General features: G+C 40.2%; 11 protein-coding genes. 10 read left to right on the top strand and 1 reads right to left on the bottom strand.

The features are described 5' to 3' along the window. The 10 genes from P9Q65_RS05285 to P9Q65_RS05240 form a co-directional block, all read left to right on the top strand. Window positions 1-1145, top strand: a 1145-nt coding sequence (locus P9Q65_RS05285) for a TRAP transporter large permease (RefSeq protein WP_304508328.1), incomplete at its 5' end; no start/stop codon positions are given. Between the two features lie 302 nt (window positions 1146-1447). Then, entirely contained in the window at window positions 1448-2446 is a 999-nt protein-coding gene (locus P9Q65_RS05280; RefSeq protein WP_330695225.1) for a thiamine pyrophosphate-dependent dehydrogenase E1 component subunit alpha, read from the top strand. Further along, complete coding sequence (locus P9Q65_RS05275) at window positions 2443-3423, top strand: alpha-ketoacid dehydrogenase subunit beta (RefSeq protein WP_304508327.1); 981 nt, start codon at window positions 2443-2445, stop codon at window positions 3421-3423. Before P9Q65_RS05280 ends, P9Q65_RS05275 begins: the two co-directional genes overlap by 4 nt. Before the next feature lie 16 nt (window positions 3424-3439). Further along, window positions 3440-4678, top strand: coding sequence for a dihydrolipoamide acetyltransferase family protein (locus P9Q65_RS05270; protein WP_304508326.1), 1239 nt, complete (start codon window positions 3440-3442; stop codon window positions 4676-4678). 330 nt (window positions 4679-5008) lie between these two features. Beyond that, a complete protein-coding gene (lpdA, locus tag P9Q65_RS05265) occupies window positions 5009-6721 on the top strand; it encodes a dihydrolipoyl dehydrogenase (protein WP_304508325.1) in 1713 nt (570 codons plus the stop codon). A 15-nt stretch (window positions 6722-6736) separates the two neighbouring features. Further along, window positions 6737-7615, top strand: coding sequence for an NAD(P)-dependent oxidoreductase (locus P9Q65_RS05260; RefSeq protein ID WP_304508324.1), 879 nt, complete (start codon window positions 6737-6739; stop codon window positions 7613-7615). Between the two features lie 155 nt (window positions 7616-7770). Beyond that, the gene (locus tag P9Q65_RS05255; protein WP_304508323.1) at window positions 7771-8238 is read left to right on the top strand and encodes a PPC domain-containing DNA-binding protein; all 468 of its coding nucleotides are present in this window, start codon (window positions 7771-7773) and stop codon (window positions 8236-8238) included. A 150-nt stretch (window positions 8239-8388) separates the two neighbouring features. Then, window positions 8389-9141, top strand: a complete 753-nt coding sequence (locus P9Q65_RS05250) for an MBL fold metallo-hydrolase (protein WP_304508322.1) — start codon at window positions 8389-8391, stop codon at window positions 9139-9141. 21 nt (window positions 9142-9162) lie between these two features. Continuing rightward, on the top strand, window positions 9163-10113 hold the full coding sequence (locus P9Q65_RS05245; protein WP_304508321.1) for an AEC family transporter: 951 nt from the start codon (window positions 9163-9165) through the stop codon (window positions 10111-10113). A 365-nt stretch (window positions 10114-10478) separates the two neighbouring features. Next, window positions 10479-10796, top strand: a complete 318-nt coding sequence (locus P9Q65_RS05240) for a TfoX/Sxy family protein (RefSeq protein ID WP_304508320.1) — start codon at window positions 10479-10481, stop codon at window positions 10794-10796. A gap of 139 nt (window positions 10797-10935) precedes the next feature. On the opposite strand, the gene P9Q65_RS05235 is transcribed toward P9Q65_RS05240, so the two are convergent. Further along, window positions 10936-11301 (bottom strand): VOC family protein, encoded by a 366-nt coding sequence (locus P9Q65_RS05235; RefSeq protein ID WP_304508319.1) that lies wholly within the window; start codon window positions 11299-11301, stop codon window positions 10936-10938. Window positions 11302-11329 lie beyond the last annotated feature (28 nt).

Raw genomic sequence — 11329 nt, 5'->3', positions numbered from 1 at the left:
ATTCTGGTACTGCTAAGTTTGCGTTATTGGCAATTCCTTTCTTCATCTTAGCTGGTAGCATTATGGAATATGCAGGTATTTCTAAGCGTTTGATTAATTTTGCCAACGCTTGTGTTGGTCACAGAAAAGGCGGTTTGATGGCAGTAGTAGTTATCGTTGCGTGCTTCTTTGCGGCGATTTCCGGTTCCGGCCCAGCTACTGTTGCGGCAATTGGTCCTATTTTGATCCCTGCAATGACTAAGGCTGGTTATGGTAAAGATATGCCCGCTGCATTGGTTAGTGCTTCCGGTGCAATTGGTATCATTATCCCTCCAAGCATTGCATATGTAGTTTATGCGTCTTGTACTGACGTGTCCGTTGGTGCTTTGTTTACAGCTGGTATTATTCCTGGTGTTATCGTAGGTGTTGCTTACTATATGGCAGCGGCTTGGGATTCCAGAAATAATAAGGACATTGTTCCCCAGCCTAAAATGAGCAGAAAGGACAGAATGGCTGCTTTTAAGGATGCTTTTTGGGGCTTAATGACTCCTGTTATTATTTTAGGTGGTATTTATGCAGGTGTCTTTACACCAACAGAGGCCGCAGGTATTGCAGTAATCTATGGTTTGATTGTTGGGATCTTTATTTACAAAGAAATTAAGCTGAAAGACTTATATCATATTTTCATTGAATCTGCTGTATCTTCTGCCACAGTAATGTTCATCGTTGCTTCAGCAGCTGTATTTGCTTGGATTTTGACAACAAGTCAGATTGCAAGTCAGTTGTCTCAGATGGTACTTGCAGTAAGTGATAACAGATATGTAATCTTACTGTTAATTAATATTATTTTCTTGATTGCAGGTTGTTTCCTTGATGCAAACTCTGCATTCTACATCTTATTACCAATCATTGTTCCTGTTCTGAATGCAATTGATGTAAGTTTACTTCATGCAGGTGTGTTCTTAACAGTTAATATGGCCATTGGTATGATTACGCCACCCGTTGGTATTAACCTTTATGTTGGCTGTAACGTGGCGGAAATTCCGGTTGCGAATATTTGCAAGAAGATTATTCCTTTCCTCATTGCAGGTATCGTGGCGCTGTTCTTATTAACATTTGTTCCAGAGACATCTCTATTTTTACCTAGATTAATAGGACAGATCTAATTTCTTAAGATGTGTTTACAATTGAATTATAGGTGCTGTCGGTAACGACAGCACCTAATAATAAAAATTACAAAAGATAAAATATCATAGTTACGACTGAAAACAGGCTTTTTGGAAACCAAAGAAAAAAATACAGTAGGCCGTAAAAAAAGAGTACGGCTTTTCATTCGCCCTCTACTTGTAATACAGGTGATAGAAGTCATCTCTGGATTGACATGATAAGTTACAAGTTAGAGTCGTAAGAATTGAAAGTAATACAAAACAACATAATAATTTATAAACTTAAGAAAAGGGTGATTTCATTGGCTAAGAAGAAATATTCTAAAGAAATGCTTATGGACTTGTATCGCATGATGATCCGTATCAGAGCTTTCGAAACAAGAGCTGCTGAATGCTTCACAAAAGGTATGCTTGCGGGTAATATCCATTTGTGCATTGGTCAGGAAGCGGTTGCAGCTGGTGCTTGCTATGCCATCGAAAAAGAAGATTACATGGCAACAACTCACAGAGGTCACGGCCACACAATTGCAAAGGGTGGTCAGTTAGATAAAATGCTTGCAGAATTATTTGGCAAGAAAACAGGTTACTGCAAGGGGAAAGGCGGGTCTATGCACATTGCTGATGTTGATGGTTTGCATCACTTGGGCGCAAACGGTATTGTTGGTGCAGGCATCCCCATTGCGGCAGGCTCTGCGTTGGCTTCTAAGGTATGGGGCGACAAGCATGTAACACTTTGTTTCTTTGGTGATAGTGCTTCCAACCAAGGTACATTCCACGAAGCAGTTAACATGGCTGCTGCTTGGAAGCTCCCCGTTGTTTTCCTTTGTGAAAATAATAGATATGGCGTTTCAACAAACATTCACTCTGTAACTAATACAGAAACCATTGCAGTTCGTGCAAAAGGTTATGATATTCCGGGAACTACAGTAGATGGCAACGACCCCGTTATTGTTTATGAAGCAGTGAAAGAGGCAGCTGATTTTGCCAGAGCCGGAAATGGTCCTTCCATCGTTGAATGTGTAACATATCGTCATCAGGGACACTACTGTGGTGATCCTGCGAACTACCGCCCTGCGGAATACATGGAACATGCACATCAGGATGATGGCATTCCTAATATGAGAGCGAGATTATTGGATGAAAAGGTGGCTACCGAAGAAGAATTGGCAGCAGTAGAAGCAGAAGTAGCTGCTGAAATGGAAGCAGCTTATGAATTTGCTGTAAATTCCGAATACCCCGATCCTTCCGAAGCTACAACAGAAGTTTATAGCTCTGATAATGAAAGGAGTGTTGTAAGATGAGCAAAAAGTTAAGTATTAGCAAGGCGATTGGTGAGGCGTTACATGAAGAAATGGCAAGAGATGAAAATGTAATCATCCTTGGTGAAGATATGGGTAAAATGGGTAATGTATTTGGTATCACCGTAGGTTTCCAGGAGGAATTCGGTGAACATAGAGTATACGATACACCTATTTCCGAATCCGGATTCTGTGGCATGTCCGTGGGCGCAGCCATGAGAGGCATCCGCCCTGTAGCAGAATTAATGTATGATGATTTTATTATGGTTGCTGCTGACCCTATTTTGAACCAGGCAGCAAAGATGAGATATATGACAGGTGGTCAGGTAACAGTACCTATGGTACTTAGATTACCTATGGGTGCCGGCAGAAGAAATGCAGGTCAGCATTCCCAGTGTTTGGAAAATGTATTTTGCCATACACCCGGCTTGAAAGTTGTGGCTCCTTCCACAGCAGAAGATGCAAAAGGCCTTTTGAAGTCAGCAATTCGTGATGATGACCCTGTTATTTTTATAGAACATAAGCTGTTATATGCGAAAAAAGAAGAATTACCTGAAGGAGAATATACCATTCCTTTGGGCGTTGCTGATGTGAAAAGAGAAGGTACCGATTTAACAATCATCACATGGAGCCGTGAAGTATATTTCGCATTGGAAGCAGCTGAAGAGTTGGCAAAAGAAGGAATTAACGCAGAGGTTCTTGACCTTCGCACTTTGGTTCCCTTGGATTGGGATGCAATTGTGAAGTCTGTTTCCAAGACACATAATGTAATTGTTGTTTCCGAAGAAGTGAAGAGAGGCAGCTATGCAAGTGAAATTTCTGCCCAGATTTCAGAGGAATTATTTGATGAATTGGATGCGCCTGTAGAGCGTGTTTGTGGCCTGAATATTGTTTCTCCTTTCAGCCCCACACTGGAGGATGAAAACTTCCCTCACCCTGCAGATATCGTAAAAGCAGTGAAAAAAGTTTTGAACAAGTAAATAAGGAGGGAAAATCATGGCTTTTGAAGTAAAGATGCCTCAGTTGGGCCTTACAATGGAAGAAGGCACAGTAACCAGATGGGTAAAACAAGAAGGCGACGCAGTGAAGGCTGGCGACGTTATCTTAGAGATCACAACAGATAAATTGACAAGCGAAGTGGAAAGCGAATTTGACGGTACATTGTTGAAAATCGTTGCACAGGAAGGCGAAGATATTCCTGTAAAAGGCTTGTTGGCATATATCGGCGAAGCCGGAGAAGCAGTAGGTAGCGCAGAAGCGGCACCCGCAGCGGCTGAAGCAGCACCTGCACCCGTGGCAGCGGCACCAGTAGCAGTGCCCCCTGCACCTATTGTAACAGTAAACGGTAGAATCCGCATCTCTCCTTTGGCGAGAAAAACAGCGGCAAAAATGGGCATTGATTATACAAATGTAAAAGGTACCGGTCCTGCGGGACGTATCGTACAGAAAGATATTTTAGCAGCAGCAGAAAATGCACCAGTCGCGGCACCGGTAGCAGCCCCTGCACCAGTAGCGGCACCTGTAGTAAAATCAGGTTCCGTTGACTTAATGGATGGCGATGAAGTTGAAAAATTAGCAGGAATGAGAAAAGTTGTTGCAGAACGTATGGGACAGTCTCGCAGAGAAATCCCCAGCGTAACACAAAACGTGAAGATTGATGTAACAGATTTGATGAAATTCCGTAAGCAGATTAACGTAGATCTTGGCGTAAAATATTCCGTAAATGATTTTATTTTGAAGGCAGTTGCAAAGGCTTTGAAAAACAACAAGCACATCCTTGTTTCATTGGACGGCGATCAAATTATCAAACGTGCCCATGTTAATATTGGTATGGCAGTTGCGTTGGATGAGGGATTAATTGTTCCTGTTTTGAAGGACATTGACAAAATGAGCCTTGAAGAAATTTCTGCAACAGCAAAGGATTTGGCTGAAAGAGCAAGAACAAATAAATTGGGCATGGACGAATATAAAGGTTCTACATTCTCTATTTCAAACTTGGGTATGTTTGGCGTAGAAACCTTCGATCCTATTATAAATCAGCCGGATTCCGGTATCCTGGGCGTATGTGCGGTTCAGGATGAATTGGTAATGGATGACGAAGGGAACATCTCCAAGAGACAGTTTATGCGTATTTCCTTTACTTTCGATCACAGACTGATTGATGGTGCAACAGCGGCTAAGTTTGAATTGGCAATTAAAGAGTTGTTGGAAAATCCTATGAAAATCTTACTTTAATTTTTGATATAGTCTTGTTTTGCGTAACTACAAAAGATAAAATACTTTAAATGCATACAAAAGAAATACAAATGATAAAAGGAAAAGGGTTTGGACTTTTCTTTGAAGTAAATAAGTTGGGCGACTTTATAGAAGTGTAATTTAGAATGCTATAAAATAGTTTTATATTATCTATCCCTCAATTATTCTATAAAGAACGTCCAGTGAGAGGTCCTCCTTATTACAGAATTATTTTAAGGAGGATTTCTCCAAACTTTTCAAACCCCTTTTTTTAAAAAACGAAAAAAGTTGTGTACAAGTTATGTACAAGAAAGATTAGGAGGAATTCAAATGGCAGTAGAGGTAAAAATGCCTCAGCTTGGCTTGACCATGGAAGAAGGTACTGTTTCCAAGTGGGTCAAAAAAGAAGGCGATACCGTAAAAGTTGGAGATATTCTTTTAGAAATCACAACAGACAAACTGACCAGTGAAGTAGCTAGTGAAGCAGAAGGAACACTGATCAAAATTGTAGCACAAGAAGGCGAAGATGTACCCGTAAAGGGTATTTTGGCATATATTGGACAGGCTGGAGAAGTTGTTGGCGGTGCAGCACCTGCCCCCACAGCAGCACAGGCACCTGCGGCAGCACCCGTCCCCAAAAAAGTCGGTAAAACAACCGTTGCCGTAATTGGTGGTGGCCCCGGTGGTTATGTTACTGCAATTCGTGCAGCACAGTTGGGTGGAGAAGTAACTTTGATTGAAAAAAACAAACTGGGCGGCACTTGTTTGAATGTTGGCTGTATCCCAACAAAGGTTCTGTTGCACTCCGCAGAAGCATTGGCTGAAGCAAAAAACATGGCAGAATTGGGCATCAACGTTGAAGTAAAAGGTGTTGACTGGAACAAGGTGCAGGCAAAGAAAAGCGCTGTCACAAATCAGTTGGTAAGCGGTGTAACCAGCTTAATGAAAGCCAACAAGATTAAAGTGATTGAAGGTGTTGCTTCCTTTGCAACAAAGGATACTTTGACTGTAACAAAGGAAGACGGCTCTAAGGAAAATTTGACTTTTGACAAAATTATTATTGCGTCCGGCTCTGTTCCCGCAGTTCCTCCTATTCCCGGTGTAAAAGAAAATGCAAATTGCGTAGATTCTACAGGTGCACTTTCTTTTGAAACCGTTCCTAAGAGCCTGTTGGTAATTGGCGGTGGTGTAATCGGTATTGAATTGGCAACTGCTTATTCCAGATTTGGCACAGAAGTAACCGTTGTGGAAGCAATGAGCAAACTTTTACCGATGATGGACGGAGAATTGACAGCGCAGCTTCGTAAAATGATGGAAACCAGAGGCATCAAGATTATGACGGATGCAAAGGTGCAGTCTGTAGAAGGGGCTGGCGCAAATACAAAGGTAAACGTAGAAGTGGGCGGCAAAGTTGAAGTATTTACAGCGGAAAAAGTATTGGTTGCTGTGGGTAGAAGAACAGATACCGAAGCGCTAAACTTAGATGGTGTTGGTATTGCCCATGACAGAGGTCGTATCGCTGTAAACGATAAGATGGAAACCAGCTTGGCAAATGTATACGCAATCGGTGACTGCTTAGGAAAAGTTATGCTTGCTCACGTTGCATCTGCCCAGGGCGAAATTGCAGCGGAAAATGCTTTGGGTGAAGATGTAGTTTATGATGGCGCAACAAACCCTTCCTGTGTTTATACAGACCCCGAATTTGCAGGCGTTGGTTTGACAGAAGAAAAAGCAAAAGAAATGGGAATGGACTTCCAGGTAGGGAAGTTCCCTCTTATGGCCAACGGAAAGTCCTTGATTATGAACGGTGGCATTGGTATGATTAAGTTTATCATCGGCAAAGAATATAAAGAAGTATTAGGCGTTCATATTCTTGGCCCCAGAGCGACAGACTTGATTGGCGAATGTGCATTGGCGATTGGGATGGAAGCAACGGTAGAAGATATCATTGCTACAATACATGCCCATCCCACTGTAACAGAGGCGGTAAGAGAAGCGGCACTGGCGGCCGAAAAGAGAGCAATTCATATTCCCAATAAATAATTAGGAGGAAACTCTATGAAGAAGGTCGGTTTTATTGGAATGGGTATTATGGGGCTTCCCATGGCCGTAAATATTTTTAAAAAAAGCGGTTGCCCTGTAATTGGTTTTGATGTTATGGAAGCTTCCCGACAGAAGTTTGCTGAGGCTGGCGGCGTTGCTACGTCAGAAGCAAAAGATATATACGAAAATTGTGAGATTATATTCTTGTGTTTGCCCAAAAATGAATTGGTAGAGAGTGTAGTAAGTGAGATTATGGCTCAGGGTAAAAAAGGGACAATTATTGTGGACTTCAGTTCAACCTTCCCTGGGGTGATTCGCAAACTCTATCCAGAGGTAAAGGCAGCAGGGATGGCTTTGATTGATTCTCCTGTCAGCGGTGGCGAAACAGGTGCCATTGGAGGCACACTGGTTGTTATGTGCGGTGGTGACAAGGAAGTATTTGATGAAGTAGAAGAATTGATTGGCTGCGTGGGAAGCAGAGTAACATACATGGGTTCTACGGGATGCGGTGATGTGGCAAAATTGGCGAACAATATGATTGTTGGTTGTAACTTGATTGCCGTTTCTGAAGCATATACTTTCGCTGTAAAAGCCGGCTTAGATCCAGAGGTATTGTTTAATGCAATTAAGGACGGGTTTGCCCAAAATGCAGTTATGGATTTGAAAGTCCCTAAAATTATCAGCAGAGATTTTAGTGCAAGTGCCAGAATCGCAGTTCATCAGAAAGACATGAAAAATGCTGCAAAGCTTGCAGAGGATATGGGTGTAGAGATTCCTATGTCTGCTCTGGTTTTACATTACATGAATCGAATGGAAGAAGCAGGTTTAATTAATGAAGACCAGTGCGCTCTTGTGAAAATGTTTGAACGGGATATGGATGTAGAAGTAAAATAAAATATTTGAATGAAGGGAACACAGAGAACGGTCTTGTTCCTGAGAAAAATCCCTTTGTATTTGGACTTTCGGATGGAAGTCTATTGTGCAGAGGGCTTTTTCTCTTTGATTAAAATAATTTTTGTGAAATATGAGAGACAGAGAGGAGCTAAATTATGATTACATCTGCACAAGGTAATATCAAAAGAATTGTTGCTGCAAGAATGAGCCCCGGTGAGGATGTGCTTTTAGGACTTGAAAAAATCTGCAAGGATTATGGCATCAAAGACGGTGTTATTTTGAGCGGTATTGGCAGTTTAAATGGTGCACAATTCTTTAATCCAGTTCCGCTGAAAGATAAAAAGGCAGGCTATGGATATGGAGAACCCATAATTTTAAGGGGTGCAATCGAATTAGTCAATATGTCCGGTATGATTTGCCATGATGACAAAGGGGAAACATTGCTGCATGTACATTATGGTTTAACAGATCAATATGGCAATGGCCACGGTGGACACTTGATCGAAGGCAATAAAGTACTTATGACGGTTGATGTTATTATTGGTGAAGTTGATGGTGTTGAAATGGGCAGAGGCTATGATGAGGATTTAGAAGTGTTTATTTTTGCACCAAAGCAGAAATAAACACGGAAAAGCACTTTGTTTTATGCCACTTGAAAGCTCATTTTGAGATTTTGGGGACTTGTGCAATATCCCATGTTACAGAAGTTAGGAGGCGGCTTTTTAGCCGCCTTTATTTTAAAATAATATATTAAACTGATTTGGAGAATAATTATGGAGCAAAAAAGCTATGCAATATTGATCTCTAACGCCGGAGTGGCTGTGTTTCATAAGGGTGTTAGAATCATGTTAGATGGGTTGTATAAAGATTTAGGAGAAAACTTTTCAGATTTGCCTGATTGGGCGTGGAAATTAATGAAAAAAGGAAAAGGCGAATTGGCAAATGTAGATTATTTATTATTTTCCCACTCTCATTATGACCATTACTATACGCCGTACTTTATGGAATACATGGCAGCAAATGAAGTCAAAGGGATTTGTTTTCCACCCATTGATGATACTATGGGTTTGGCTGCTGCTGAGGCGGAATTTGCAGATAAGATTATTGAGCTTGATCAAAATAATGAGGCGGTACTGGAACAAGGAATAAAGTTAAAGGTGTTTACTACAAGGCATGTGGATAAAAAATACTATGATGTTCCCAATCAATGTTTTCGGTTGGATTTAGATGGGGTGAAGCTTGCATTTTTATCCGATGCGGATTATTTTGAGGAGGAATTTGAAAAGCAAAAAGATTTTACCGCTGATATTGCTTTTGTTACTCCGATTTTCTATAATCATCCCAAGGGTAGAAAAATATTGCGTGCGTATTTGAAGGTGAAACAAATTGTTATTTATCATTTGCCATCACCCGCGGACGATCGTTTTATGTACTATAAAATGGCGCAAAGGGATGTAGAAAAAAATACGCAAGAGGGAGAAACCGTTTTAATCTGGAATCAGAGCGGGCAAAACCTCTCCTTTTAAACGTCGAAAGAAGGGGTTTGGATGGAAAATCTTATATTTGCTTTTAATGCGGTTGCGCCGGCCTTTAGTATTGTATTTTTGGGTTTTTTGCTAAAAAGAGGGGGCATTTTAACAGAAGAGTTTGTTGCTAGGGGAAATGCCCTATGTTTTAATGTCTTGTTTCCTGTGCTGGTATTTTTTAATCTTTATGATGCTGCAAGTATTGATTTTACTTATGTGAAAATAATTTTATTCTGTATTGGGGTTATATTAATATCTGTGGGAATATTAACAATAGTGATTCCCAGATTTGTTAAGGAACGCCGGAAGGTTGGCGTTATGATTCAGTGCATGTATCGAGGTAATTTTATGTTGTATGGATTACCATTTTCAAAATCTTTGGGGGGTGCCCAAAGTCTTACTTTGGCTACGTCAATTATGGCGGCTACCTTACCAATATTAAATACCTTAGCGGTATTTGTTTATGCTGCTTTTGCTGACGTGGGGGGAGAAAAACCTAGTGCAAAAAAAGCTTTTTTAAATGCATTGAAAAACCCAATTATTTGGGGCGTCATTTTAGGGTTAATATTTTATATTTTTAAGTTGCCTTTTCCAACTTTTTTACATACTGCAGGCAACGATGTAGCAAAAACTGCAACACCCTTGGCTTTTCTATTTTTAGGTGGGCAGTTTGAATTTCGCTCGGCAAAAAGAAACATGAAGGAATTGCTGGTTGGGCTAATCACAAAGCTGGTAATTGTGCCTTCAGTTTTCTTATGGGCGGCAGTATACCTTCTCCATTTAAGAGGAGTTGATTTAATTCCCGTATTCATTTTTGTTTCTGCACCCACAGCCATTACCAATTATCAGATGGCAATACAATTTGATGCAGATTATGAATTGGCAGGAGATTTTTTAATTTATTCCATGATCTTTTCAGCATTTACATTGTTTTTCTTCATTTATATTTTGCGGAACGTGGGACTTATATAAGGAGAGAGACTAACTACGAAGAGTAAAAGTCTGTTTTTTCAAGGAAAAGAGTAAAAAGCAAGTGCGGGATTTCCCCATTTCTTGGGAAATTCCTTAACACTTTATTAATACGTCTTTCTTACCTTTTTGTGTATAATGATATTGTAGTATCAGAAACAAATTTTATGTATGCTTCCAAAAATAAGCCAATGAAAAACCCTCTTTTTGTTGGTTTATGCAGGGAAGGGGTTATTTAACCTTATTCCCACTCCCAAATTCGACTGCCGAAAGGCAGTTGTTTTTTTTTCTGTCTAGTGATATGCTTTACAATAGACAATAAAATTTTCCACAAAAGTACGTTGGTATGATTAGAAAGGAGAAAAATGATGGCCTCGGATGAAGGATTGGTTCAATATATCGCAGAGCAAATGGGGGAAGCGGGAAGTATTCGCTATCTCAAAATGATGGGAGATTATTGTTTATATTGTGATGATAAGGTAATTGGTTTGGTATGTGATGATCAGCTGTTTTTGAAAAATACACCTTCTGCTCAGAAAAATCTTGAGGGTTTTCCCATGGGTTGTGCATATGAAGGGGCAAAACCATCATATGTCATTGAAAATATAGACGACAGAGATTTTTTAGCCTGTGTGGTTCGACAGATCGCGGATGATTTGCCTGTACCCAAAAAGAAAAACAAATAAAAAAGTGATAGGAAGACAAAGGTTGTTTTTCTTGAGAATTAGAGTAATTCTTTCTGAATCAAAAAAACCCTTCTAAAAAGAAGGGTCTTATTTTTTTTCGAACAGGTGGGCTTGGAGATAGGGATTTTGCTGTCCTTGGTTACTTTTTTGGGATTATTTCGATCCAGTAATTATCAGGGTCATTGATAAAATAAATACCCATTTCAGGATTTTCAAAACAAATGCAATCCATTTTTTTGTGTTTTTCATAAGCTGCATTAAAGTCCGCTGATTCAAAGGCAAGATGAAACTCATTTTCTCCTAAATTGTAAGGCTGGGTGCGGTCTTTAAGCCAGGTCAATTCTAAGCTGAAATCGGTTACGCCATCACCCAGATAAACCAGTTTCCAACTTCCATCGGGAGCTTCCAATCTGCGGACTTCCTTTAATCCCAAGGCATCTTCATAGAATTTTAAGCTTTTTTCCAAATTTAAAATATTAAAATTATAGTGATTAAAAGTAAACATAAGGCGCCTCCTTTTTCTTATGTGAAAG

It is taken from the genome of Anaerotignum sp. (genome assembly GCF_030625865.1).
In the GTDB taxonomy this organism is placed as follows: domain Bacteria; phylum Bacillota; class Clostridia; order Lachnospirales; family Anaerotignaceae; genus Chakrabartyella.
Note: the sequence above shows the minus strand (reverse complement) of the source record. Positions and strands in the feature narration are given on the sequence as shown.

What these genes read in the sequence shown, in the direction of transcription:
- P9Q65_RS05235 (WP_304508319.1), bottom strand. Translation starts at nt 11,301, where the DNA reads ATGTTTACTTTTAATCACTATAATTTTAATATTTTAAATTTGGAAAAA.
- P9Q65_RS05275 (WP_304508327.1), top strand. Translation starts at nt 2,443, where the DNA reads ATGAGCAAAAAGTTAAGTATTAGCAAGGCGATTGGTGAGGCGTTACAT.
- P9Q65_RS05240 (WP_304508320.1), top strand. Translation starts at nt 10,479, where the DNA reads ATGGCCTCGGATGAAGGATTGGTTCAATATATCGCAGAGCAAATGGGG.
- P9Q65_RS05245 (WP_304508321.1), top strand. Translation starts at nt 9,163, where the DNA reads ATGGAAAATCTTATATTTGCTTTTAATGCGGTTGCGCCGGCCTTTAGT.
- P9Q65_RS05260 (WP_304508324.1), top strand. Translation starts at nt 6,737, where the DNA reads ATGAAGAAGGTCGGTTTTATTGGAATGGGTATTATGGGGCTTCCCATG.
- P9Q65_RS05250 (WP_304508322.1), top strand. Translation starts at nt 8,389, where the DNA reads ATGGAGCAAAAAAGCTATGCAATATTGATCTCTAACGCCGGAGTGGCT.
- lpdA (WP_304508325.1), top strand. Translation starts at nt 5,009, where the DNA reads ATGGCAGTAGAGGTAAAAATGCCTCAGCTTGGCTTGACCATGGAAGAA.
- P9Q65_RS05270 (WP_304508326.1), top strand. Translation starts at nt 3,440, where the DNA reads ATGGCTTTTGAAGTAAAGATGCCTCAGTTGGGCCTTACAATGGAAGAA.
- P9Q65_RS05255 (WP_304508323.1), top strand. Translation starts at nt 7,771, where the DNA reads ATGATTACATCTGCACAAGGTAATATCAAAAGAATTGTTGCTGCAAGA.